Genomic DNA, 23,837 nt, shown 5'->3' with positions numbered 1-23,837 from the left:
GGGGAGCAGGGTGCGGGTACTGGTTGCGGGTGGCGGCATTTCCGGCACGGTCACGGCGATGGCGCTGAAGCTGGCCGGGCACGAGCCGGTCGTCTTCGAGGCCTACCCGGCCGGCGGGGACGACGTCGGCGCGTTCCTCACGATCATGCACAACGGCATGGACGCCCTGCGCGCGATCGGCGCCGACGGGCCGGTGATCGACGCGTCCTTCGCGGCGATCGGCGTCGAGCTGGTCACCCCGGACGGCGAAACCGCCGGGCGGCGGGAGTTCGACACCGAAGGCCGCGACGGGCCACGCACCCTGACCCGGGCGACGCTCTACCGCGTCCTGCAGGCCGAAGCCGCACGCCGGGCCGTCCCGCTCGAACGGGGCAAACGCCTGGTCGGCGCGAAGCCGGACGGCGGTGGTGTCACGGCCGAATTCGCCGATGGCACCACCGAAACGGGTGACGTGCTGGTCGGCGCGGACGGGTTGCACTCGGCGGTCAGGAAGCTGATCGACCCGGACGCCGACGCGCCGCGCTACACCGGCCAGACCATCGTCTACGGCTACACGCGGGCGCCCGGGCTCCCGTCGGCGGCCGGCATCTACCGGATGGTCCGCGGCAGCAAGGCGGCCTTCGGGTTCACCACGGACCCGGAGGGTGCGACGTTCTGGTTCGCCCGCATCCCCGACGCCGAGCGCTCCCGCGAGGAAATCGCGGCGGTCACCCCGGCGGGGTGGCGCGAGTTCGCGCACGCCGCGTTCGAGGGAGAACCGTTGCCCTGCGCGGAAATCATCGCCGCGACGGGCGACGAGGTGTTCGGCGGCCACTCCTACGACGTCCCCCGGACGCGGATCTGGTCGACGCCGGAAATGGTGCTCGTCGGCGACGCCGCCCACGCCGCGGCCCCGGCGGACGCCCAGGGGGCGTCGATGGCGATCGAAGACAGCGTCGTCCTCGCGCAGTGCCTGCGTGACCTACCGGATCCGGCGTCGGCGTTCGCGGCGTACGAAGGGCTTCGCCGGGAGCGCGTCGAGAAGCTGGTCGCGTCGAGCGCGGGCCAGGACGTCGCGGAAAAGCCGGGCTGGGTCTACGCGCACCACATCGACTGGGACGCGAAGGTCGCCACCCGATGAGCCTCGGCCCGCCGCCCAAGCGCATCGACGTCACCGAGGACCAGGTGCGCCGGCTCGTTGCCGAGCAGTTCCCGCAGTGGGCCGGTCTCCCGGTGCGGCCGGTGGTGAACGGCGGCTGGGACAACCGGACCTTCCACCTCGGCGACGCGATGTCGGCGCGGCTGCCCAGCGCGGCCGAGTACGCGCTGGCGGTCGAAAAGGAACAGCGCTGGCTCCCCGTCCTCGCGCCCCGGCTGCCGCTGCCCGTCCCGGTCCCGCTGGCGGAAGGCAAGCCCGGCGCGGACTTCCCGTTCGCGTGGTCGGTGTACCCCTGGCTCGACGGCGAACCGGCGACCGCGGAACGCATCGCCGATCCCGCCGGGTTCGCCGCCGACCTGGCCGGGTTCCTGGTGGCGCTGCAGGGCGTCGACACCACCGGCGCGCCCGGTCCGGGCACGCACAACTGGTTCCGGGGCGGCACTCTGCGCACCTACGACGAGCTGGTCCGGCACCTGCTCGACGGGCAAACCGGCGAAATCTGGCAGACCGCGCTCGACGCACCTTGGGATGGAGAGGTGCGCTGGTTCCACGGCGACGTCGCCGCGGGGAACCTGCTGCTGGACAACGGAAAGCTGGCCGCGGTCATCGACTTCGGCACCTGCGGCGCCGGCGACCCGGCCTGCGACCTGGCCATCGCGTGGACGCTGCTGACCGCCGACAGCCGCCGCGTGTTCCGCGAGCGGCTGGCCGTCGACGACGCCACGTGGGCCCGCGGCCGCGGCTGGGCCCTCTGGAAGACCCTCGTCACCTGCGCCCGCACCCGGGGCCGCACCGACCGCGAAGCCGTCGAGGCCCAGCGCGTCCTCGCCGAAATCCGCGCCGGGTAAAACTGCTCGTGAGTGTTTAGTCGGGTTCTAACCCGACTAAACACTCACGACCGGGCGCCGCACGAGTCGCGGATGACCAGTTTCGTGGGCAGCCGCACCGGTTCCGGGGCGCTCGCGTTCTCGATCATCGCCAGCAGCGCGCCGGCCGCCGCCGTGCCGAAGCCCGGTTTGTCCTGGGCCACCGTCGTGAGCGCCGGGTCCACCAGGGACGCCACTTCGATGTCGTCGAACCCCACCACCGCCAGGTCGGCCGGCACCCGCAGCCCGGCCGTGCGGGCGGCCAGCAGGGCGCCGACCGCCATCTCGTCGCTGGCCGCGAACACCGCCGTCGGCGGGTCCTTGCGGGACAGGAGCCGCCGCATGCCGACGAAGCCGCTCTCGCGGTAGAAGTCCCCGGTCACCACGTAGTCCTCGCGCACCGGCAACCCCGCTTCGGCCAGCCCGCGGCGGTAGCCGTCGGTGCGGGCGGCGGCGGGCGCGTTGCCGCGCGGGCCGGTGATCGTGGCGATCCGGCGGTGCCCGAGCGCGGCCAGGTGCCGGACGGCCTCGGCGGCGCCGGCGGCGTTGTCGGAGGTCACGTAGGTTGCCCGCGGGCCGGCGAGGGCCACGTCCAGCGCGACGCACGGCAGCCCGGACTGGGCGAACGTGCCGAACGCGTCGGCGTCGGTCCCGCTGTCGATGAGCACCAGGCCGGCCAAGTGGTGGCGGCGGGTCATGCCGACGTACCCGACCGGATCGGCCAGCGACACCCCGGGGTGGCGGTGGCGGGCGTCGTCGCTCGTGGCGAGCAGCAGCAGGTGGTAGCCGTGCGAGCTGAGCGCGGATTTGAGGCCCAGCAACAGGTCCTGCAAGAAGGGGTGCCGCCAGCCGGGCCGCCGGTGGTCGGTGTCCCAGACCAGCCCGACCATCGCCGAGCGCTGCCGCGAGAGCGCCCGCGCCGACTCGTTCGGCGAGAAGTCGAGCTCCCGGGCGACCCGCTCGACGTGGGTGCGGGTCGCCTCGCTGACCGTCGCGGGGCGGTTGAACACCCGCGACACGGTCGCGACGGAAACCCCGCAGAGCTGCGCGATCTCTCGGGCGGTGACCATGGCGAACTCCGTTCTTGTAACCGGTTACATCTCTAGCACATGATCTCAGGCAGCGTAAACGCCGAGGTGCGTTATAGTTTCGTTACTTGACGAACAGGTGCTGGGAGCGCTCTCATGGGTCCCGCGTTTTCCGACCGGCCCGCAGAACAACGGAGATCTCATGCGCCCGAAAACGACACCCCGGCTCGTCTTGGCGGTCGTCTGTGCCGCTGTCACCGCCCTGAGCGCCTGCGGGAGCGGCGACGCCGCCGGCGGGAAGACCAAGCTGAGCCTCGGCCTGTTCGGCAACTTCGGCTACACCGACCTGATCAAGGAGTACCAGGCGGCGCACCCGGACATCGAGATCACCGAGCGGACCGCGGCCTACTCCGACCACCACAAGAACCTCGCCGCGCACCTGGCCACCGGGGGTGGCGCCGCGGACATCGAGGCGATCGACACCGGCTACGTCGCCCAGTTCAAGGCGACCCCGGACAAGTTCGTCGACCTCAACACCGTCGGCGGCGACAAGCTCAAGGACCGCTGGCTGAGCTGGAAGTGGTCGGCGTCGCTGGCCAAGGGCGGGCAGCAGATCGGCTACGGCACCGACGTCGGCGGCCTGGCCATCTGCTACCGCCGCGACCTGTTCCAGGACGCCGGGCTGCCCGCCGACCGCGACGCCGTCTCCGCGCTCTGGCCGACCTGGCAGGCGTTCTTCGACGCGGGCAAGCGCTTCCAGGCCAAGGCGCCGAACGGCGTCAAGTTCATGGACGGCGGCCCGACCGTGCTCAACGCGATCTTCGGCCAGGCGCCGGTCGGCTACTACGACCAGAGCGACCAGCTCGTCGTCGACAGCAACCAGGCCCTGCGCACCGGCTGGGACCAGGTCGTCGACGCGGTCAAGGCGAACCTCTCCGCCGGCCTGCTCTACAGCACGCCGACCTGGAACACCGGCTTCACCCAGGGCCAGTTCGCCACCGTCACCTGCCCGGCCTGGATGATGACCAAGATCAAGGACCAGGCGCCGGACACCGCGGGCAAGTGGGACGTCGCGGCCGTGCCCGGTGGGGGCGGCAACTGGGGCGGCTCCTACCTGACGATCCCCAAGCAGGGCAAGCACACCAAGGAAGCCGCCGAGCTCGCCGCGTGGCTGACCGCACCCGAGCAGCAGGCGAAGGTCTTCACCAGCAAGGGCCTCCTGCCTTCGACGCCGTCGCTCTACGACGACCCGAAGATCACCGGCTACACCAACCCGTTCTTCAACAACGCGCCCGTCGGCAAGGTGTTCACCGACGCGGCGAAGAAGCTGAACCCGCAGTACCAGGGCCCGAAGGCCGGCGACGTGCAGACCGAGTTCGGCAACGCGATGCAGCGCGTCGAACAGGGCAAGCAGGACGGCGCGGCGGCCTGGCAGCAGCTGGTCGGTGACGTGGCGAAGCTGAAGTAATGGCACTCACCCTGGCCGACCGGCGGCACAAGTGGGACGTCAAGCTGTCGCCGTTCGGCTTCGTCAGCCCGTACTTCCTGATCTTCGGCGTCTTCGGGCTGTTCCCGCTGCTCTACACGGCGTTCGTGTCGCTGCAGAAGCGGAACCTGCTCGACGCCGAGGGCGCGCAGTTCATCGGGTTCGGCAACTACGAGCAGCTGCTGTTCCACGACCCGTACTTCTGGAACTCGATGGGGAACACGGTCAGCCTGTGGCTGCTGACCACCATCCCGCAGATCCTGTTCGCCCTCGGCATCGCGCACCTGCTCAACCGGCGGCTGCGCGGGCGGATGTTCTTCCGGATGGGGATGATCCTGCCGAACATCACCTCGGTGGCGGCGGTGACGATCATCTTCGCGCAGCTGTTCGGCCGGGACTTCGGCCTGGTGAACTGGGTGCTGAGCTGGTTCGGCGCCGGCCAGGTCGACTGGCAGGCCGGCACCGCCAGCTCGCACACCGCCATCGCGGCGATGGTGGTGTGGCGCTGGACCGGCTACCACGCGCTGATCTTCCTGGCGTCGATGCAGGCGATCCCGTCGAGCATGTACGAGGCCGCCACCCTCGACGGCGCCCGCGGGTGGCAGCAGTTCTGGCGGATCACCGTCCCGCTGCTGCGGCCGCAGATCATCTTTTCGACGGTGATCGCGACGACCGGGAACATGCGGCTGCTCGCCGAGCCGCTGCTGTTCAACCCGGGCACGGCGGCCGCCACCGGCGGGTCGGACCGGCAGTTCCAGACCGCCGCGCTCTACCTCTACGAGCAGGGCTTCACCAAGTACGACTTCGGCTACAGCTCGGCGATCGCGCTGATCCTGGCGGTGGCCACGATGCTCGTCGCGGGCCTGTCGTACCTGGTCACCCGGCGCATCCAAACGGACTGAGGAGCGAGATGACCACCGTGCTGACCCCGGCCGCGCCCGCGCCGCCGGTGACCCCGGGGCGGACCCGGCGGCTCGTGCGGCGCGTCGCGAGCCCGTGGACGTACGCCGCGCTGATCGCGATCCTGGCCGGTTCGGCGTTCCCGGTGTACTGGTCGTTCGTCGTCTCCTCACAGACGACGGAGGCGGTCGGCAGCGTGCCGCCGGTGCTCGTGCCCGGCGGGCACCTGTTCGAGAACATCGCCCGCGTCTTCGACGAGACGAACTTCGCGCTGGCGCTGGGGAACTCGGTGATCGTCGCGGGCACGATCACCGTGTCGGTGGTGCTGTTCTCCACGCTGGCCGGGTTCGCCTTCGCCAAGCTGAAGTTCCGCGGGCGGACCTTCCTGCTGCTGCTCGTGGTCGCCACCCAGGCGATCCCGACCGAGCTCGGCGTCGTCCCGCTCTACATGATGATGGCCGACTTCGGCTGGGCCGGGCAGTTGCAGGCGGTGATCGTGCCCGGGCTGGTCACCGCGTTCGGCGTGTTCTTCATGCGCCAGTACTTCGAACGCGCGCTGCCGCTGGAACTGCTGGAAGCCGGGCGGATGGACGGCTGCGGCTCGCTGCGGCTGTTCTGGCACGTGGCGCTGCCCGCGGCCCGCCCGGCCGCGGCGGTGCTCGGGCTGTTCACGTTCATGCAGGCGTGGAACGACTTCTTCTGGCCGCTGGTCGTGCTGACCCCGGAGAACCCGACCGTCCAGACCGCGCTGTCCACTTTGGCCAGTGGCTACACCACCGACTACACGCTCGTGCTCACCGCCGCGACCATCGGCACCGTCCCCGTCCTCCTCGTGTTCCTGCTGTTCGGCCGCCAGATCGTCGGCGGCATCATGCAGGGCGCGCTCAAGGGCTGACCTCCCGGAGACCACCGTGACCACCAGTTTCCCGCCCGGCTTCCGCTGGGGCGTCGCCACTTCGGCGTTCCAGATCGAGGGCGCCACCACCGCGGACGGCCGCGGACCGTCCATCTGGGACACCTTCGCCGCGGTCCCCGGCGCGGTGGCCGGCGGCGACACCGGGGAACCGGCGGCGGACCACTACCACCGCTGGCCGCAGGACCTCGCCCTGCTCGCCGGCCTCGGCGTGGACGCCTACCGGTTCTCGGTGTCGTGGCCGCGCGTGCAGCCGTCCGGCCGCGGCCGCGTCGAACGCCGCGGGCTCGACTTCTACCGGCGGCTCGCGGAAGGGCTGCGGGAGAAGGGGATCGAGCCGTTCCTGACGCTCTACCACTGGGACCTCCCGCAGGCGCTGGAGGACGAAGGCGGCTGGCGCTCGCGCGACACGGCGTTCCGGTTCGCCGACTACGCGGCACTGGTCCACGCGGAGCTCGGCGACCTGGTCGAGCACTGGACGACGCTGAACGAGCCGTACCCGTGCGCGGTCGCGGGCTACGGCGAGGGCCGCCACGCGCCCGGCGCGAAGGAGGGCCACGGCGCCCTCGCCGCGGCCCACCACCTGCTGCTCGGCCACGGCCTGGCGGTGCGGGCGATGCGGGCGCAGGCACCCCCGCACCACCAGTTCGGCATCGTCCTCAACCAGTCGCCGGTCGTCCCGGTGTCCGCCTCGGCCGCGGACGCGGCGGCCGCCGCCCGCCAGGACACCTTGCTGCGCCGGCAGTTCACCGACCCGCTGTTCGGCGGCCGCTACGCCCCGGGGCTGGCGGCGATGTTCAGCGGCGCTTCGGACTTCGCCTTCCGCCACGACGGCGACCTGGGGACGATCGGGCAGCCGCTGGACTACCTGGGCGTCAACTACTACTACCGCCTGCACGTCGCGGACGCCCCGCACCGCGAACCGGACCCGGCGGCGCGGACGGTGGCCGACATCGGCGTCGACACCTCGCGGCTGCCGGACGTCCCGCGCACCGGCATGGGCTGGCCGGTCGAGCCGGAAGGCCTCACCGAAGCACTGGTGGGCCTGCACAACCGCTACCCGGACCTGCCCCCGGTGTACGTCACGGAGAACGGCTGCGTGTACCCGGACCGCAGCGACTTCGCCGACTACGAGCGCATCACGTACCTGACCGAGCACATCGAGGCAGCGCGCACCGCGGCGGCGGCCGGCGTGGACCTGCGCGGGTACTTCTGCTGGTCGTTGCTGGACAACTTCGAGTGGGCGCACGGCTACAAGCACCGGTTCGGCCTGGTGCACGTCGACTACGCGACGCAGGCCCGCACGCCACGGGCGAGTTACCGCTGGTACCGCGACTTCGTGACGGCGCAGCGCGCACCGGGGTAAAAGCGCTGGTCCGCGTCGGCCGCCGGCTCTACGGTGACGCCATGAGCGAGCACCCCGTCGGGGCCTTCGAACCGCCGTACCACCTGGCCGTCTTCACGACGGTGCGCACCGCCGAGCAGGACGGCTACGGCGAGACGAACGCCCGCATGGAGGACCTCGTGCGGGAGGTCCCCGGGTACCTGGGGATGGACCACGCGCAGACGCCCGGCGGGCTCGGCATCACCGTCGGGTACTTCCGCGACGCCGACGCCCTGACCGAGTGGCGCCGCAACGCCGAGCACCGCGCGGCCCAGCGGCGGGGCCGCGCGGAGTGGTACGAGAGCTACACCCTGCACGTGGCGAAGGTGGAGCGAAGTCACGGCTTCGTGCGGCCGTGACGCCGCTCGCTACTTCTTGTACAGGCCTTCGATGTCGTTCGCGTAGTTCTTCGTGACCACGTTGCGCTTCAGCTTCAGGCTCGGCGTGATCTCGCCGCCGGCTTCGGTGAAGTCGTTGGCCAGCACCGTGAACTTCTTGATCGCCTCGGCCTTCGACACCTGCTTGTTGGCCTCGTCCACCGCCGCCTGGATCTCGGCGAGCAGGTCGGCGTCCGAAGCGAGGTCCGCCACCGATGCGCCGGCAGGCTTGCCGTGCTGGGACTTCCAGGACGGGAAGTACTCCTCGTCCACCGTCACCAGCGCCGCGATGAAGGGGCGCTGGTCGCCGACCACCATCGCCTGGCTGACCAGCGGGGCCGCCTTGATGGTGTCCTCGAGGCCGGACGGGGCGACGTTCTTGCCGCCCGCCGTCACGATGATCTCCTTCTTGCGGCCGGTGATCTTCAGGAAGCCGTCGGAGTCGAGCTCGCCCAGGTCGCCGGTGTGGAACCAGCCGTCGGTGAGGGACTCGGCCGTCGCCTGCGGGTTGTTGTAGTACGCCCCGAACACGACGTCGCCCTTGAGCAGGACCTCGCCGTCGTCGGCGATGCGGACCGACGTGCCGTTGACCGGCTTGCCGACCGTGCCGACGCGGAAGGCCGTCTGGGTGTTGACGTTCGCCGCCGCGGACGTCTCGGTCAGGCCGTAGCCCTCGAACACCGGGACGCCGATGCCGCGGAAGAAGTGCGCCAGCCGGGCACCCAGCGGCGCGCCGCCCGACACCGCCGCGACGCAGCGGCCGCCGAGGGCCGCGCGCAGCTTGCCGTAGACCAGCTTGTCGAACACCAGGTGCTTGGCCTTCAGGCCGAACCCGGCGCCGCCCTTGTCCTGCGCCTCGCTGTAGGCGACCGCGACCGCCTCGGCGGCGTCGAAGATCTTGCCCTTGCCGTCGCCGTGGGCCTTCTGCTTCGCCGAGTTGTAGACCTTCTCGAACACGCGCGGCACCGCGACCACGAACGTCGGGCGGAACGTGCCCAGGTCGGCGACCAGGTTCTTGACGTCCGGGGTGTGCCCGAGGGTGACGCGGGCCGACAGCGCGGTCACCGCGATCGCGCGGGCCAGCACGTGCGCCAGCGGCAGGAACACCAGCAGCGAGTTGCCCTGCTCCATGAGCTGCGGGAACGCCTCGATGTCGGCGCGGATCTCGGCCAGCAGGTTGCGGTGGGTCAGCTCGACGCCCTTGGGGCGGCCGGTGGTGCCCGAGGTGTAGACGATCGTGGCGAGCTCGCCCGCGGTCACCTCGCGGCGGCGGTCGTGCAGCTCGTCGTCGGACAGCGAAGCGCCCAGCGCGGCCAGCTCCTCGACGGCGGGGGAGTCGCCCTCGATCTGCCACGTGTTGTCCAGCCCGGTGAGCCGGTCCCGGATCTCGTCGACCGCCGCGGCGTGGGCGTTCGTCTCGACGAAGATTCCCTTGGCGGCCGAGTCGGAGAGGATCCAGTACACCTGTTCGGGGGAGGAGGTGTCGTAGATCGGCACCGTGACCGCGCCGGCCGCCCAGATCGCGAAGTCGATCAGCGTCCACTCGTAGCGGGTCTTCGACATGATCGCGACGCGGTCGCCGCGGCCGATCCCGGCCTTGGCCATGCCCTTGGCGACGGCCAGCACCTCGGCCGCGAACTCCTTGGCGGTCACGTCCAGCCAGCTGCCCTCGACCTGGCGGCGGAAGCTCACCACGTCCGAGAACCGCTCGGCGTTCGCCCAGACGACATCGGACATGTTCTCGTCGTCGGCCACCGGCTTGCCGGCGGGAGCGCTGTATTCGCGCACGTGGACCTCCGTGTTCAACGCGTGCGGTGGGCGACACCGCTGTTACCCGCCAGTCAACTTAGCGTGGTGTGCACCTTAAGACCATGCTGATCGCCGTCGCACGGCGAGGGCGTGACATTCTTCGCACGTGAACGCGCCACCCTCACTCGACATCGTCGACGAGACGTTCCTCGCCGTTCCGCCGGCCACCGTGGCCGCGGTCTTCGCCCAGCCGGCGTCCTGGCGGCGCTACTGGCCCGACCTGGTCCTGGAGGTCTACACCGACCGGGGGGACAAGGGCCTGCGCTGGACCGTGCGGGGCGCTCTCGTCGGTACGATGGAGGTCTGGCTCGAGCCGGTGCTCGACGGCACCCTGCTGCACTACTTCCTGCGGGCGACCCCCGCCGACGCGGCGGGCGCGCCCCGCGCGCTTTCGCCACGTGACCTGCGCCGGGAGTTCGATCGGCGGGCCCGCGCGGCGAAGGGGATCGCGCTCGGGCTGAAGGAGATCCTGGAGGACGGGCGCGAGCCCGGAGTGCCTCCGCGCGGCGAAGACTAAGGGGATCAGGGGTGCGGGTACACGTCGTCTCGGACGTGCACGGCAACGCGGACGCGCTGAAGCGCGCGGGGGACGGAGCCGACGCGCTGGTCGTGCTCGGCGACCTGCTGGACTTCGTCGACTACCGCGACCACGACAAGGGCATCATGGGCGCGCTGTTCGGCGCCGGGAAGGTCGGCGAGTTCGCGCGCCTGCGCCGCGAGGGCACCCGTGACGAAACCGTTGCCTTTTCCCGGACGCTCTGGGCGACCCTCGACGACCCGGCCGCCGCGGTCGACGAGGCCATCCGCGAGCAGTACGCGACGCTGTTCGCGGCCATGACCGCGCCCACCTACGCCACGCCGGGCAACGTCGACACGCCCTCGCTGTGGCCCGAGTTCACCGGCGAGGGCGTCCACGTCCTCGACGGCGAGGTGACCGAGATCGGCGGCCTCCGGTTCGGGTTCGTCGGCGGCGCGCTGCTGCCCGACGGCGTCGTCCCGCACCGCCGCAAGGGCGCCGCCTGGCGCCCCTACCTGCGGGATCGCGAGGACTACGACAAGAGCGTCGCCGCGCTCACCGACGTCGACGTCCTCTGCACGCACGGCCCGCCCGCCGTGCCGGAGCTGACCTACGACGTCGTCGCGCGCCGCAACGAGATCGGCTCCACGGCGCTGCTGGAGCTGATCCGGGAGCAGCGGCCGCGCTGGTCGGTGTTCGGCCACGTGCACCAGCCGCTGTCCTCGCGCGTCCGGGTCGGCCTGACCGAGTGCCGTAACGTGGGTCACTTCAAGGAGACCGGGCAGCCGTACGTGCTGCGCTGGTGACCGACCGCGGCGGCTACGCTTCGTCCCATGGCCGAGCAGTCCACACAGTCCATCGAGGTCGACGCCGAGCCCAGCCGGGTGATGGCCGTGATCGCCGACTTCCCCGCCTACCCCGAATGGGCCAAGGCCGTCCGGGAGACCGAAGTCCTCGACACCGACGCCGGTGGCCGGGCCAAGCAGGTCAAGCTGACCCTGGACGCGGGCCCGATCAAGGACGTCTACACCCTCGCCTACGACTGGGACGACGACGGCCTCGGCGTCAGCTGGCACCTGGTCAAGGGCCAGATGCAGAAGGCGCAGAACGGCCGCTACGCGCTCGAGGACCTCGGCGGCCGGACGCGGGTCACCTACACGCTCTCGGTCGAGCTGGCGCTCCCGATGATCGGGCTGCTGCGCCGCAAGGCCGAGAAGATGGTCATGGACACCGCGCTGAAGGAGCTCAAGAAGCGGGCCGAGGGGTAGCCGCGTGCGGATCCTGCTGTTCACCGGCAAGGGGGGTGTCGGGAAGACGACGCTGGCCGCCGCCACCGGCGCCGCCCTGGCCGCGCGCGGCAGGAAGACGCTGGTCGTGTCCACCGACCCGGCGCACTCGCTCGGCGACGCCTTCGGGCACACCCTGGGCGCCGAACCGTCCGAAGTGGACGCCCTCCTCTCGGCCGTGCAGGTCGACTCGCGCACGCTGGTGGACACCAGCTGGCACCGGCTGCGTGCCGAGCTGCAGACCGCGCTGGCCGGCGCGGGCCTGGACACTTTGGACGCCGAAGAGCTCACCGTGCTGCCCGGCGTCGACGAGCTGCTCGCCCTCACCGAGGTCCGCCGGCTGGCCGAAGACGGGCCGTGGGAGACCATCGTCGTCGACTGCGGCCCGACCGCCGAGACGCTGCGGCTGCTCGCCCTCCCGGAAGCCGTCTCGGGCTACCTGACCCGGGTGTTCGGCCGGCGCGTCACCGAGTCCGTGCGCCGGCTCGGCCGCCACCTCGACGGCCTGCGCGCGCTGCTCACCGAGCCGTCGGTGACCACTGTCCGGCTGGTGCTGACCCCCGAGCGGGTCGTCGTCGCCGAAGCTCGGCGCACGCTGAGCTCGCTGGCCCTGCGCGGCATCGCCGTCGACGGCCTGATCGCCAACCGGCTGATGCCCGCGCCCGGGTTCTGGCGCGGGGGCGCCGCTTCCTGGCTGCGCACCCGCCGCACCCAGCAGGACGCCGTCCTCGCCGAACTCTCCCGCGCGGGGTTCGCGCGGGTGTCGCGCGTCGAGCACCGCGCCGTCGAACCGGTCGGGCTGCCCGCGCTGCTGGAGATCGCCGCGGAGCTCTACCGCGACGGCGACCCCCTGGCGGGCGACGGCACCCCGGTCACGCCGCTGCTTCGCGTGCGGCGCGCGCCGGACGGCTACACGCTGCGCATCGCGATCCCGCTCACGCGGGACACCGAGGTCGACCTCGCCCGCGTCGACGACGACCTGGCGATCACCGTGGACGGCTTCCGCAGGCTCATCGCCCTGCCGGAGTCGCTGCGGCCGTGCCGGATCACCGGCGCGGAATCCGACGCCGACGGCCTGGTCGTGAGCCTGGCCGGGAACCGGGGACGCGGGTGAGCGAAGAGGACGAGACGGCCGGGCCGCGGCTCGCGGAGGAGATCCGCCTGCTCGTGGAGATGGTCGTGGAGAAGGCGGCGCCGTGGCTGGAGGGCGTCGTCGCCGCCGGCCACGGGGACCCTGACCAGGCGAAACCGGACGGCTCGGCGTGCGGGTGGTGCCCGCTGTGTGCGATCGTCGCCGTGGTGCAGGGTGAACGCCCCGAGTTCGTCGCCCGCTTGCTGGAACAGCTGGCGCAGCTCGTGGCGTTGCTCCGGGCGGTGCTCGCGGACCGCTGGGAGCCGGACGAGGGCGTGCACATGCCCGGGTTCCGGCCCACACCGCGACCGCCGGCGGAGGACTCGGTGTCGGTGCGGGTGCAGCACATCGCCGTCCGCAGGCGTGACGAGTGGGAGAACTGAGTGCGGACGATAGGGGTGGACGTCGGCGGGACGAGCGTCCGGGCCGGGGTGGTGGACGAGCGCGGCTCCTTGCTCGACACGGCCCGCGTCGCGACGCCGAGCGAGGAAGGCGCCCTCGAGGACGCCATCGCCGGCGTGGTCGAGGACCTGCGCAACCGCCACGAGGTGGCTGGTGTCGGCCTGGCCGTCGCCGGGTTCGTGGCCCGCGACCGCCGGTCGGTGATGTTCGCGCCGCACCTGGCGTGGCGCGGCGCGCCGGTCGCGGACCGGATCGAGAAGCGCGTCGGCCTGCCGGTGCTGCTGGAGCACGACGTCAACGCGGCGATGGTCGGCGAGCACCGCTTCGGCGCGGCCCGCGGCGCCCACGTGGCGGCGCTGGTGGCGCTGGGCACGGGCATCGGCGCGGGCCTGCTGCTGGACGGCAAGCTGTTCCGCGGCGCGTACGGCGTCGCCCCGGAGCTGGGCCACCTGACGGTGGTCCGCGGCGGCCGGCCGTGCCCCTGCGGCAAGTACGGCTGCTGGGAGCGCTACTGCAGCGGAACGGCGCTGGCGGCGACGGCGGTGGAGCTGCTCGCGCGGCACCCGGGCCGCTCGACGGTGCTGGCCCCGCAGGTCGCGGGCGACCCCGGTTCGGTGACGGGCCGCCGGGTGGCCGGCGCGGCCCGCGACGGCGACCCGATCGCCCAGCTGGCGATGGCCGAGCTGGCCAAGTGGCTGGGCGAGGGCCTGGCCCTGGTGGCGGACGTGTTCGATCCGGAGATCATCGTGATCGGCGGCGGGGTGTCGGAGTCGGCACCGCTGTTCCTGGACGAGGCCCGCGAGCACTACGCGGGCGCGATCACGGGAGCCCGCCATCGGCCCTTGGCGCGGATCCGCACGGCCCACCTCGGCGACGACACGGCCATCGTGGGCGCGGCGGCGCTGGCCCTGGAAGCGGCGAAGGCCCCGGTCTGACTCACTCCTCGGGAAAGCTTTCCGACGGCACCAGTCCCTCGAGGAACGCCCGGAACGTCGGCGCCAAGGCGAGCTCCGACTCCAGCTCCACGTCGAACCACGTCACCGATGGCTCCGACGACTCGCGGTAGTCCAGCGCGATCCACGTGTGGCCGTCCCCGGAGAGCACCACCACCCGCTTCGGCAGGTCCCACTCGGTGCTCAGGTACGGCGAGTCCAGGATCGACAGCCGGCCGCCGACGCCCAGGAGCTGGTCGAACGGCACGTGCGTCCCGCTCCACGACGTAGGCGCGCTCGCCGGGAAGGCGTCGAACGAGTCGGCCACCGTGCCACCGTTGCGCAGGCCGAGCAGTTCGCCCAGCTCCAGGGGCAGCCGGACGCCCAGCTCGCGGCTCGCGTGGGCGAACTCGCGGGCGCTCAGCGGCTCGCCGGGGCCCTGCTCCCAGAACGTGGGCTTGAGCTGATCGAACGGGGTCATGCGCGAGAGTGTGACAGGCTGGTCGGGTGAGTGGCCCCTCCGCGAGCGTCTTCGTCAAGTGTTCCTGCGGGCACCTGCACTGGGGCCGGTACGGCGCCGCCGGGCTGCTGCTCGTCGATCCCGCCCGCGGGGTCCTGCTGCAGCGCCGGGCCTGGTGGGTGCACCACGGCCGCACCTGGGCGCTGCCCGGCGGGGCCATCGAAGCGGGCGAAACCGCCCTCACCGCGGCCGCGCGCGAAGCCTTCGAAGAGGCCTCCGTGCCCGCCGAAGCCTTCCGGACCGTCTCCGCGTCCGTGGTCGACCACGGGGACTGGAGTTACACCACCGTGCTCGCCCTCGCCGAAGGCGCCGAGGCGCGGGTCGCCAACACCGAGAGCGCGGAGGTGCGCTGGGTGAAGCCCGAAGACGTCCCCGGTTACCCCCTGCACCGCGATTTCGCGGCCGCCTGGCCGGACCTGGCCGCGCGCGTCGGGCAGGAGCTCGTCCTCGTCGTCGACGGGGCCAACGTCGTCGGCTCGCGCCCGGACGGCTGGTGGCGCGACCGGCACGGCGCCGCCGAGCGGCTGCGCGACCAGCTCGCCCGGCTCGCCGAAGCGGGCCTGACCGACCCGGACGACGCCGCCGTGACCTGGTGGCCGCGGATCGTCCTGGTCGTCGAAGGCAAGGCCAAGCACGTCACGGGCGTGCCCGGCGTGGAGGTCGTCGCGGCGGAGACCGACGGGGACTCGAAGATCGTCGAGGTCGTCGCGAAGCAGGGTGACGCCCGGATCCTGGTCGCGACGGCGGACCGTGAACTGAAGGGGCGCGTCGAAGCCCTCGGGGCGGCGATCCTCGGCCCGGGCACGCTCCGGACCCGGCTCGACCGGCTCTAGTCTTTCGCGATCCCCTCGCGCATCTCGGAGACCAGCGACGCCATGACGGCCTTGAGGCTGCCCTTGTGCCGCTCGGCGACCGCCCGCTGCCGGACGTAGCTCGGCCCGTACTTCAGGATCGTCTCGACGTCACGCAGCTCCGAGACGCAGCCGAGCCGCCGCGCCACCGGCTCCAGCCGGTCGAGCAGGTCGGCGATGTCGTCGGTGACCAGCCGTTCGCGCCCGCGCGCGTCCAGGATGACGATCGCGTCGGCGCCGTAGCGGGCCGCGCGCCACTTGTTCTCCTGGACGTGCCACGGCGGCAGCGTCGGCAGGATCTCGCCGTCGTCGAGGCGTTCGCTGAAGTCGTCGACCAGGCACTGCGTCAGCGCCGCGATCGCGCCGACCTCCTCCAGCGTCGGCAGCCCGTCGCAGACGCGCATCTCGATCGTGCCCAGGTGCGGGGCCGGCCGGATGTCCCAGCGGATCTCCGAAAAGTGGTCGATCACGCCGGTGGTGAACATGTCGTCGACGTAGTTCTCCAGCTCCGCCCACTTCCGGAACTGGAACGGCAGCCCGGCCGTCGGCAGCTGCTGGAACATCAGCGCGCGATTCGACGCGTACCCGGTGTCCTCGGCGCCCCAGTACGGCGACGACGCCGACAGCGCCTGCAGGTGCGGCGCGTAGTTGAGCAGCGCGTCGAGGATCGGCAGGACTTTCTCGCGGTGGTCGATCCCGACGTGCACGTGGACGCCGTAGATCAGCATCTGGCGGCCCCACCACTGGGTCCGGTCGATCAGCTTGGCGTAGCGCTCCTTGTCGGTGACCTTCTGCTGGTACCAGTTCGAGAACGGGTGCGTCCCGGCCGAGAACATCTCGACGCCGAGCGGGTCCGCGACGCTGTGCACGACGTCGAGCGACTCGTTCAGGTCGGCTTTGACCTCGGCGATCGTTTCGCAGACGCCGGTGATGATCTCGATGGTGTTGAGCAGCAGCTCCTGCTTGATCTTCGGGTGCTCGGCGGCGCCGTCGGGGCGGACCGCGTCGAGGATCCGTTCCGCCACCGAGGAGAGCTCGCCGCTGCGGCGGTCGACCAGGCCGAGCTCCCATTCCGCGCCGACGGTCGAACGCCGTGAAGGGCTGAAATCGATGCGCATCGCCGTGACGCGTCAGACCTGGGCGCCGTTGCTGGGATCGGCGCCCGGCGGCGGCCCCTGCCGGACGCGCAGCAGCAGGAGCGCGATCGCCGTCGCGAGCGCGAGGATGCCGAGCGGGGTCGCCACCGTCGCGCCGACGCCGATCGCGTTCGGCAGGATCAGCAGGAACAGCCCGGCCAGGAACAGCAGCAGGATGAGGAACGCGCCCATCTTCGGCCGCGGCAGCGGCGGCGGCTCCGGCGGGACGTAGTGCTCGTCGTCGTCCGCGGGATCGTCGGAGAAGATCGTGGTGTCCCACGACGTGCCCCCGGACCGCCAGCCCGGTTCGGGCGGCGTGGGGTCCGCGGCCGGCGGCTCGGCGGGCCGCTCCGGCGTCTTGCGCTGCTCGGTCGCCGTGCCGGTCTGCGGGGTTTCGGCGGTGTCGGCCGTGTCGTTTTCGGGCAGCCCGAACCCGTCGGCCCGCAGGTCGGCGACGATCTCGGCGAACGTCGCGTCGACGTCCTCCGGCCCGTCCTTCCCGCGGCTCATGCGGTCTCCTCCGGCTGTGCGGCGTGGGCCTTCACGAACTCGACGCTACGCGTGAAGATGACCTCGGCGTCGTTGTCCTGCGTCGCCACGTGGTAGCTGTTCTCCAGGACGACCTCGGTGACGTCGGTGCTCGAGACGCCCTGCAGCACGAGCTGCGAGTTCACCGGCTCGACGACGTGGTCGACCGACGAGTGCAGCAGCAGCACCGGCTGGGTCACCTTGCCCAGGTCCGCGCGCACGACCGCCCACAGCTTCGCCAGGCTCGCGGCGGCCCGCACCGGGGTCCGCGGGTAGGCCAGCTCCGTCTCGCCCGGCATCTTGATGTCGTTCGCGATCGCCGGCACCGACGGCACGATCCGGCCCAGCACCGGCAGCAGCTTCGTGTCCCACTTCAGCCGCGTCACCGACGGGTTGACCAGGACGATCCCGGCGATCCGGTCGCCGAACTCCTCGGCGAGGCGCAGCGTGAGCGTGCCGCCCATGGACAGGCCGCCGACGAAGACCGTCTTGCACGTCGAGAGCAGCTCGAGGAGCGCTTCGCGGACGGTGCCGTACCAGTCTTCCCACGTCGTGCGGTTGAGGTCCGGCCAGCGGGTGCCGTGGCCGGGCAGGAGCGGGCAGCGCACGGTGAACCCGGCGCCGGCCAGGTGGTCACCCCAGGCCCGCATGCTCGCCGGGGTACCGGTGAACCCGTGGCAGAGCAGGAACCCGATCTCGGCCGAACCGGTGTGGCCGAACGGTTCCGCGCCGGCGAGCACGCCCATGCGATCGCCTTCCGTGTGAGCGGTGGATCCGTCCATGCTCTCACGGCTCGCGGGCGTTGTGGGGCTCCGCCCGGGCCCGGAATTCGCTGTGAGATCGATCGCTGCCCGCCGGTAACCGGGTGGTCTCCGTTGTGCGGCGGCCACCCGGGTTCGTAGGCTGTCCCGCGCGGGTTACAGGGGTTGAGCTGCGATGGAGGACTGAGGCACCGGTGCTGTACTGGCTCATGAAGTGGGTATTCATCGGACCGCTGCTCAAAACGCTGTGGCCGACCAAGGTCGTCGGCGCGGAGAACATCCCCGAAACCGGCGGCGCGATCCTGGCCGGCAACCACCTGGCGGTCGCGGACTCGTTCTTCATGCCGCTGCGGGTCAAGCGCAAGGTGACCTTCCCGGCCAAGTCCGAGTACTTCACCGAGCCCGGCTTCAAGGGCCTGCTCAAGAAGTGGTTCTTCACCGGCGTCGGCCAGTTCCCGATCGACCGCTCCGGCGGCAACGCCGCCCAGGCCGCCCTCGACACCGCGACCCGCCTGGTCAAGGCCGGCCACCTGCTCGGTATCTACCCGGAGGGCACCCGCTCCCCGGACGGCCGCCTGTACAAGGGCAAGACCGGCGTCGCCCGCATCGCGCTGGAGTCCGGCGGCGTGGTCGTCCCGGTGGCGATGATCGGCACCGACAAGGTCAACCCGATCGGCTCCAAGATGTGGTGGCCCCGCCGCCTCGAGGTCCGCTTCGGCAAGCCCCTGGACTTTTCCCGCTACGAAGGCCTCGCCGGCGACCGCTTCATCGAGCGGTCCATCACCGACGAGATCATGTACGCCCTGATGGAACTGTCCGGCCAGGAGTACGTCGACATCTACGCGGCGAAGGCCAAGGAGCTGCTGGCCGCGGAGGCCGCCGGGGTCAAGCCGGCGGTCCCCGCCCAACCCGCCTCCCGCGACGCGGCCCGGGTGCCGGACTCCAAGGTCGGCTGACCCACTACTGTTCACCAGTGCGTTTTTTCTACGACACCGAGTTCATCGAAGACGGCCTGACCATCGACCTGGTGTCCATCGGTGTCGTCGACGAGCGAGGCCGCGAGTTCTACGCGGTCTCGACGGAGTTCGACCCGGCCCGCGCCGGCCAGTGGGTGCGCGACAACGTCCTGGACAAGCTCCCGTCCCCGGCCGACCGGGCCTGGCGCAGCCGCGAGAAGATCCGCACCGACCTGCTGGAGTTCTTCGGCAAGCCCCCAGGTGGAATCGAGCTGTGGGCCTGGTTCGCGGCGTACGACCACGTGGCACTGGCCCAGCTGTGGGGCCCGATGCCGGCCCTGCCCCGCCAGCTCCCGCGGTTCACGCGTGACTTGAGGCAGCGGTGGGAGGACGCGGGAAAGCCGAAGCTCCCGGCGGCGCCGACCGACCAGCACGACGCACTGGCGGACGCTAAGCACAACTTGGCGCGGTGGGAGATCATCGAGGAGTACTTCCCGCGCCGCTGACCCTGGGGCCGCTCGCCCCGGCTCCGCTGGCGCTACCCGGCTCGCGCTGCCCGGCCCAGCGCGGCGCTGCCCGGCCCGGCCCAGCGCAGGCCCGCCCGGCTCAGCGCGGCCCGGCCCGGCTCGGCCCAGCGCAGGCCCGCCCGGCCCAGCGCGCCCCAGCCCGGCCAGCCCAGTCCCGCCCGGCTCAGCGCGGCCCGGCCCAGCCCAGCGCGACCCGCGGCCGACTCACGAGCGTCCCGAATGACTCATTCGGGACCTCCCACGTCCCGAATGAGTCATTCGCGGCACAGCTGACCCGACCCGACGAGACCGGTCCGGACCCCGGCCCTCGACCAGCGGCCCGCCCAGCTCGGTCGCGTCCGCTGCGGCCACGCCCACCGAGCCTGCTGCGGCCCGGCCCGCGTGGCCTCCGCCCGGCCGGGAGCGTCCGCCCCGAACGTAGTGAATGACTCATTCCTGTCATCCGACGACAGGAATGAGTCATTCACTACATCGAGATCACGACATCACAGACCCGCTCAACGCCGCGCCCGCACCGCCGCCGCCAGCTCGTCCAGCAGGGGGGCCGTGTCGTCCCACGCCAGGCACGCGTCCGTGATCGACTGCCCGTACGTCAGCTCCTCCGCGTGCCCCAGCGAAAGCTCCTGCCGCCCACCCGCCAGGAAGCTCTCCATCATCAGGCCCGAGATCCCGCGCTCACCACCGGAAATCCTCCCGGCCAGCTCCCGCACCACTTCGCCCTGCCGGACGTGGTCCTTGCCGCTGTTGCCGTGCGACGCGTCGATGATCACCCGCTCCGGCAGGCCCGACTTCGCCAGCCGCGCGAGCGTGTCCGCCACCGTTGCCGCGTCGTAGTTCGGGCCCGTGTTGTGGCCGCGCAGGATCACGTGGCAGTCCGGGTTGCCCGAGGTCGTCAGCAGGGCCGCGAGGCCGTCGGTGTTGATGCCGGGGAACACGTGGCTCGCCGCCGCCGCTCGGGTCGCGTCGATCGCCACCTGGACGTCGCCCTCCGTCGAGTTCTTGATGCCCACCGGCATCGACAGGGCGCTGCACAGCTGGCGGTGCACCTGGCTCGCCGCCGTGCGGGCGCCGATCGAGCCCCACGTCACGATGTCGGCGATGAACTGCGGCGTGATCGGGTCGAGGAACTCACACCCGACCGGCAGGCCGAGCGCGGACACGTCGAGCAGCAGCTTCCGGGCCAGGCGCAGGCCCTTGTTGACGGCGAACGTGCCGTCGAGGTCCGGGTCGTTGATCAGGCCCTTCCAGCCCAGCGTCGTGCGCGGCTTCTCGAAGTACACGCGCATCACGATGTGCAGCTCGCCGCGCACCTCTTCGGCCTTCGCGGCCAGCCGGCGGGCGTAGTCGAGCGCGGCTTCCGGGTCGTGCACCGAGCACGGGCCGACGACGACGAGCAGCCGGTCGTCGCGGCCTTCGAGGATGTCGACCGTCTCGGCGCGGCCCTGCCGCACGACCTTGGCCACCGCGGCGTCGGCCGGATGGTCCTCACGCAGCAGCGCGGGCGAAATGAGCGGACTGATCGACGTGGTGCGCGCGGCGTCGAGGTCACCGATGGTGGCGGGGCCGGCCGAGAGCGTCATGGCGGGGGTGTTCCTTCCTGGTGGACACCGACCCGCGGGGGACTCGCCGAGCCGGTTGGAGATCCGGCTCGGGGTGGAGGTCAGCGCAGGTTCACGCCGCCGTGCCCACCCGGGGCCGGCTTCGTAAACCAGAAATAGCGCTGCACGGCGCCAACGTAGCACACGCCGGGCGCGGACCGATTCGGCAGGTGGTACGGGCTGCACCGATCAAGACGGGAGCCGCTACGCTGGCGGGCGACGAAATGTGACTGTCATCTCCAGAGAACAGACGGAGGCTTCTCATGCGTGTCGGTGTGCTGACCGGCGGCGGCGACTGCCCGGGACTCAACGCGGTCATCCGCGGCGTGGTGCGTAAGGGCATCGAGGTGCACGGCTGGGACTTCGTGGGCTTCCGCAACGGCTGGAACGGCCCGCTCACCGGGGACAGCCGCCCGCTCGGCCTCAACGACGTCGAGGACATCCTGACCCGCGGCGGCACCATCCTGCGGTCCTCGCGCACGAACCCGTACAAGGTCGAGGGTGGCGTCGACAAGATCAAGAAGGTCCTGGCCGACCAGGGCGTCGACGCGCTGATCGCGATCGGCGGCGAGGACACCCTCGGCGTCGCGAAGCGGCTGACCGACGACGGCATCGGCGTCGTGGGCGTGCCCAAGACCATCGACAACGACCTGGGCGCCACCGACTACACCTTCGGCTTCGACACCGCGGTCTCCATCGCGACCGAGGCGATCGACCGGCTGCACACCACCGCCGAGTCGCACCACCGCGCGCTGGTCGTCGAGGTCATGGGCCGCCACGCCGGCTGGATCGCGCTGCACTCCGGCCTGGCCGGTGGCGCCAGCGTCATCCTGGTGCCGGAGAAGCACTTCGACGTCGACAAGGTCGTCTCCTACGTCGAGAGCCGCTTCGAGAAGGAGTTCGCGCCGATCATCGTCGTCGCCGAGGGCGCGCTGCCCGAGGGCGGCGAGGAGCGGCTGCTCACCGGCGAGAAGGACGCCTTCGGGCACGTCCGGCTCGGCGGCATCGGCACCTGGCTGGCCGACGAGATCGCCCACCGCACCGGCAAGGAGTCCCGCGCGGTGGTCCTGGGCCACGTCCAGCGCGGCGGCACCCCGACGGCGTACGACCGCGTCCTGGCGACGCGCTTCGGCCTGCACGCGGTCGACGCGGTGGCCGACGGCGACTTCGGCGTGATGGTGGCGCTGAAGGGCACGGACATCGTCCGCGTGAAGCTGTCCGAGGCGACGGCCGAGCTCAAGACGGTCCCGGCCGAGCGCTACGAGGAAGCCGAAGTCTTCTTCGGCTGAGTCTCCCGCGAAGGGCCGCCCCGGACGACCGGGGCGGCCCTTCGCGCGTTCACGGCCGCTGCCGCACGGCGTCGACGATCCCTTGGCTCAGCACCGCCCCGGTCGTGCCGGAGCCGCGGTAGGCGAAAGTGACGGGGTCGAACAGGAACTCGTCCTGGTTGCCGATCCCGCGCTCGGTCGTGCTGTTCCAGGTGATCCCGAGTACCGGCCGGCCCGTGGCGTCCTTCGCGCCGGCGCGAAGGATGAGCCCGGGCACCTTCGCCACGGCCTCGTAGAGCGCGGCCCGTGCCGCCGGCCGCAGGTAGCCGCCGGCCAGATCGACGACCTCGTTGCCGAGGTCGTGCAGCGTGTCGCCTTCGCCGTAGGTGCTCCGGTGCAGGTAGGCGAGCATGGCGTCGGCGTCCGTCGGCAGGTCCGGGTGGGCGGCCGGACGCGGCTCGCACCGGCTGGTCGCCGTGCGCCCGCGGCCTTCCTTCTGCACGCGCTTCCCGTCGCGGCAGCCCGCGACCTCGGTTTCGTGCCCGAAGAGGATCTCGAGCCCGTCGTGGGTGCCGTCCGCCGACACCCAGAACTCGTTTTCCCGGCCGTCCGCCAGCAGCGTCCGGGTGTAGACGAACTGGTCCGGCCGCGGCTCGACGTCCGGCCGGGCCCGCGCCGCCGCCGCGGCCTGGTACAGGACCTTCACCGGGTCGGTCTCCGCCCGGGGAGCCGGCGGGGCGGACGGCGTGAGCACGACGACGGCGGCGGCCGCCGCGGCGAGCCCGGCCGCGGTGATCCAGCCCCAGAGCGCGCGCCGGTGCCGCCGCCGGGGACGCGCCGTCGCCGTGGCGAGGAGCCGGGCCCGCGCGCCGGCCAGGTCGTCGCGCCCCGGGAGCCCGGCCGGTCCGGCGAAGTCGCGCAGCAGCTGCATCTCATCCATGGTTCGAGACCTCCTCGGCGGGCGCGGGCGCCAGTGCGGCGCGGACTTTCTTGCGGGCGCGGTTCAAGCGCGACCGGACGGTGCCGACCGGGATGGCCAGCGCCGCTGCGACCTCGTCGTAGGCGAGGCCTTCCCACGCGATCAGCAGCAGGACGTCGCGATCGCGCGGGGCGAGCCCGGCCAGCGCGGCGGCGAGCGGCCCGGTCAGTGCCTGGGCGCTCACCCGCTCGGCGACCCGGTCCGCGTGGGAGTCGTGGTCGGACGGCGGCCCGAGGGCGGCTCGCAGCCGGTACTCGCGCTGTTCCGCCCGCCGGCGCTGGCCGGCGAGGTTGGTGGCGATGCCGTAGAGCCACGGGCGCGCGCCGGGGAACGCGGGGTCGTAGCGGTCGCGGCGGTCGAACGCGATCAGGAAGGTCTCGCCGGTCAGGTCGTCGGCGACCTGACCACCGAGCCGCCGGGCGAGGTAGCGGTGGATGTGCGCGGCGTGGCGGTCGAAGAGCGCCGCGAACCGTTCGGGGTGCCGGAGCGACGCGGCGATGATCTCCGCGTCGTCCCCGGCTTCACCAGGTGAACTCATGAATC

26 protein-coding genes are annotated in these 23,837 nt (G+C 72.0%); 17 read left to right on the top strand and 9 right to left on the bottom strand.

Annotation, left to right across the window (positions count from 1 at the left end):
* Positions 1–10 precede the first annotated feature (10 nt).
* Both SD460_RS37815 and SD460_RS37810 read left to right on the top strand, forming a co-directional pair.
* Positions 11–1,120 (top strand): FAD-dependent monooxygenase, encoded by a 1,110-nt coding sequence (locus SD460_RS37815; RefSeq protein WP_290055565.1) that lies wholly within the window; start codon positions 11–13, stop codon positions 1,118–1,120.
* Positions 1,117–1,986 (top strand): aminoglycoside phosphotransferase family protein, encoded by an 870-nt coding sequence (locus tag SD460_RS37810; RefSeq protein ID WP_290055566.1) that lies wholly within the window; start codon positions 1,117–1,119, stop codon positions 1,984–1,986. Before SD460_RS37815 ends, SD460_RS37810 begins: the two co-directional genes overlap by 4 nt.
* A 44-nt stretch (positions 1,987–2,030) precedes the next feature.
* On the opposite strand, the gene SD460_RS37805 is transcribed toward SD460_RS37810, so the two are convergent.
* On the bottom strand, positions 2,031–3,074 hold the full coding sequence (locus SD460_RS37805) for a LacI family DNA-binding transcriptional regulator (protein ID WP_290055567.1): 1,044 nt from the start codon (positions 3,072–3,074) through the stop codon (positions 2,031–2,033).
* A gap of 160 nt (positions 3,075–3,234) precedes the next feature.
* Between SD460_RS37805 and SD460_RS37800 the strand changes: the two genes are divergently transcribed.
* From SD460_RS37800 to SD460_RS37780, 5 genes are read left to right on the top strand one after another with little or no spacing between them, the layout of a single operon-like run.
* Positions 3,235–4,500, top strand: a complete 1,266-nt coding sequence (locus SD460_RS37800; protein ID WP_290055568.1) for an ABC transporter substrate-binding protein — start codon at positions 3,235–3,237, stop codon at positions 4,498–4,500.
* Complete coding sequence (locus SD460_RS37795; protein WP_290055569.1) at positions 4,500–5,420, top strand: carbohydrate ABC transporter permease; 921 nt, start codon at positions 4,500–4,502, stop codon at positions 5,418–5,420. Before SD460_RS37800 ends, SD460_RS37795 begins: the two co-directional genes overlap by 1 nt.
* A gap of 8 nt (positions 5,421–5,428) precedes the next feature.
* Entirely contained in the window at positions 5,429–6,313 is an 885-nt protein-coding gene (locus SD460_RS37790; protein WP_290055570.1) for a carbohydrate ABC transporter permease, read from the top strand.
* Positions 6,314–6,329: 16 nt separating this feature from the next.
* Entirely contained in the window at positions 6,330–7,697 is a 1,368-nt protein-coding gene (locus tag SD460_RS37785; protein WP_318307432.1) for a GH1 family beta-glucosidase, read from the top strand.
* 41 nt (positions 7,698–7,738) lie between these two features.
* Positions 7,739–8,074, top strand: coding sequence for an antibiotic biosynthesis monooxygenase family protein (locus SD460_RS37780; protein WP_290055572.1), 336 nt, complete (start codon positions 7,739–7,741; stop codon positions 8,072–8,074).
* Positions 8,075–8,083: 9 nt separating this feature from the next.
* Here the strand turns inward: SD460_RS37780 and SD460_RS37775 are convergent, their stop codons facing one another.
* Positions 8,084–9,880, bottom strand: coding sequence for an AMP-dependent synthetase/ligase (locus tag SD460_RS37775; RefSeq protein WP_290055573.1), 1,797 nt, complete (start codon positions 9,878–9,880; stop codon positions 8,084–8,086).
* A gap of 127 nt (positions 9,881–10,007) precedes the next feature.
* Between SD460_RS37775 and SD460_RS37770 the strand changes: the two genes are divergently transcribed.
* The 6 genes from SD460_RS37770 to SD460_RS37745 are packed head-to-tail and all read left to right on the top strand — an operon-like array spanning position 10,008 to position 14,173.
* On the top strand, positions 10,008–10,418 hold the full coding sequence (locus tag SD460_RS37770) for a polyketide cyclase / dehydrase and lipid transport (RefSeq protein WP_290055574.1): 411 nt from the start codon (positions 10,008–10,010) through the stop codon (positions 10,416–10,418).
* 11 nt (positions 10,419–10,429) lie between these two features.
* Entirely contained in the window at positions 10,430–11,224 is a 795-nt protein-coding gene (locus tag SD460_RS37765; protein ID WP_290055575.1) for a metallophosphoesterase family protein, read from the top strand.
* A gap of 27 nt (positions 11,225–11,251) precedes the next feature.
* Positions 11,252–11,686 carry an SRPBCC family protein gene (locus tag SD460_RS37760; RefSeq protein ID WP_290055576.1) on the top strand — a complete coding sequence of 145 codons (435 nt, stop codon included), beginning with the start codon at positions 11,252–11,254 and terminating at the stop codon, positions 11,684–11,686.
* Positions 11,687–11,690: 4 nt separating this feature from the next.
* Complete coding sequence (locus tag SD460_RS37755; RefSeq protein WP_290055577.1) at positions 11,691–12,818, top strand: ArsA family ATPase; 1,128 nt, start codon at positions 11,691–11,693, stop codon at positions 12,816–12,818.
* Positions 12,815–13,219 carry a hypothetical protein gene (locus SD460_RS37750; protein ID WP_290055578.1) on the top strand — a complete coding sequence of 135 codons (405 nt, stop codon included), beginning with the start codon at positions 12,815–12,817 and terminating at the stop codon, positions 13,217–13,219. Before SD460_RS37755 ends, SD460_RS37750 begins: the two co-directional genes overlap by 4 nt.
* A gap of 15 nt (positions 13,220–13,234) precedes the next feature.
* Complete coding sequence (locus SD460_RS37745; protein WP_290055586.1) at positions 13,235–14,173, top strand: ROK family protein; 939 nt, start codon at positions 13,235–13,237, stop codon at positions 14,171–14,173.
* A gap of 1 nt (position 14,174) precedes the next feature.
* On the opposite strand, the gene SD460_RS37740 is transcribed toward SD460_RS37745, so the two are convergent.
* Entirely contained in the window at positions 14,175–14,651 is a 477-nt protein-coding gene (locus SD460_RS37740) for an SMI1/KNR4 family protein (RefSeq protein WP_290055579.1), read from the bottom strand.
* A 26-nt stretch (positions 14,652–14,677) separates the two neighbouring features.
* On the opposite strand from SD460_RS37740, the gene SD460_RS37735 reads away from it, so the two are divergent.
* On the top strand, positions 14,678–15,523 hold the full coding sequence (locus SD460_RS37735) for an NUDIX domain-containing protein (protein ID WP_318307431.1): 846 nt from the start codon (positions 14,678–14,680) through the stop codon (positions 15,521–15,523).
* On the opposite strand, the gene SD460_RS37730 is transcribed toward SD460_RS37735, so the two are convergent.
* The 3 genes from SD460_RS37730 to SD460_RS37720 are packed head-to-tail and all read right to left on the bottom strand — an operon-like array spanning position 15,520 to position 17,951.
* Positions 15,520–16,659, bottom strand: a complete 1,140-nt coding sequence (locus tag SD460_RS37730; protein ID WP_290055581.1) for a glutamate--cysteine ligase — start codon at positions 16,657–16,659, stop codon at positions 15,520–15,522. The two genes, SD460_RS37735 and SD460_RS37730, sit on opposite strands and share 4 nt — an antisense overlap.
* A 12-nt stretch (positions 16,660–16,671) precedes the next feature.
* On the bottom strand, positions 16,672–17,187 hold the full coding sequence (locus SD460_RS37725) for a hypothetical protein (protein WP_318307430.1): 516 nt from the start codon (positions 17,185–17,187) through the stop codon (positions 16,672–16,674).
* A complete protein-coding gene (locus SD460_RS37720; protein ID WP_290055583.1) occupies positions 17,184–17,951 on the bottom strand; it encodes an alpha/beta hydrolase in 768 nt (255 codons plus the stop codon). Before SD460_RS37720 ends, SD460_RS37725 begins: the two co-directional genes overlap by 4 nt.
* A gap of 209 nt (positions 17,952–18,160) precedes the next feature.
* On the opposite strand from SD460_RS37720, the gene SD460_RS37715 reads away from it, so the two are divergent.
* Positions 18,161–18,922 (top strand): lysophospholipid acyltransferase family protein, encoded by a 762-nt coding sequence (locus tag SD460_RS37715; protein WP_290055584.1) that lies wholly within the window; start codon positions 18,161–18,163, stop codon positions 18,920–18,922.
* Positions 18,923–18,939: 17 nt separating this feature from the next.
* Positions 18,940–19,428, top strand: a complete 489-nt coding sequence (locus tag SD460_RS37710) for a polyadenylate-specific 3'-exoribonuclease AS (protein WP_290055585.1) — start codon at positions 18,940–18,942, stop codon at positions 19,426–19,428.
* A 518-nt stretch (positions 19,429–19,946) separates the two neighbouring features.
* Here SD460_RS37710 and SD460_RS37705 read toward each other — a convergent pair.
* Positions 19,947–21,029, bottom strand: coding sequence for a 3-deoxy-7-phosphoheptulonate synthase (locus SD460_RS37705; protein WP_290062892.1), 1,083 nt, complete (start codon positions 21,027–21,029; stop codon positions 19,947–19,949).
* A 281-nt stretch (positions 21,030–21,310) separates the two neighbouring features.
* Here SD460_RS37705 and SD460_RS37700 point away from each other — a divergent pair, with 281 nt between their 5' ends.
* The gene (locus tag SD460_RS37700; protein ID WP_290062894.1) at positions 21,311–22,336 is read left to right on the top strand and encodes a 6-phosphofructokinase; all 1,026 of its coding nucleotides are present in this window, start codon (positions 21,311–21,313) and stop codon (positions 22,334–22,336) included.
* 49 nt (positions 22,337–22,385) lie between these two features.
* Here the strand turns inward: SD460_RS37700 and SD460_RS37695 are convergent, their stop codons facing one another.
* Positions 22,386–23,255, bottom strand: a complete 870-nt coding sequence (locus tag SD460_RS37695; protein ID WP_318307429.1) for a CU044_5270 family protein — start codon at positions 23,253–23,255, stop codon at positions 22,386–22,388.
* A complete protein-coding gene (locus SD460_RS37690; RefSeq protein WP_318307428.1) occupies positions 23,248–23,832 on the bottom strand; it encodes an RNA polymerase sigma factor in 585 nt (194 codons plus the stop codon). The genes SD460_RS37695 and SD460_RS37690 overlap by 8 nt, the downstream gene beginning before the upstream one ends.
* Between the last annotated feature and the right edge of the window lie 5 nt (positions 23,833–23,837).

Source organism: Amycolatopsis solani (assembly GCF_033441515.1).
GTDB classification, from domain to species: Bacteria; Actinomycetota; Actinomycetes; order Mycobacteriales; family Pseudonocardiaceae; genus Amycolatopsis; species Amycolatopsis solani.
Note: the sequence above shows the minus strand (reverse complement) of the source record. Positions and strands in the feature narration are given on the sequence as shown.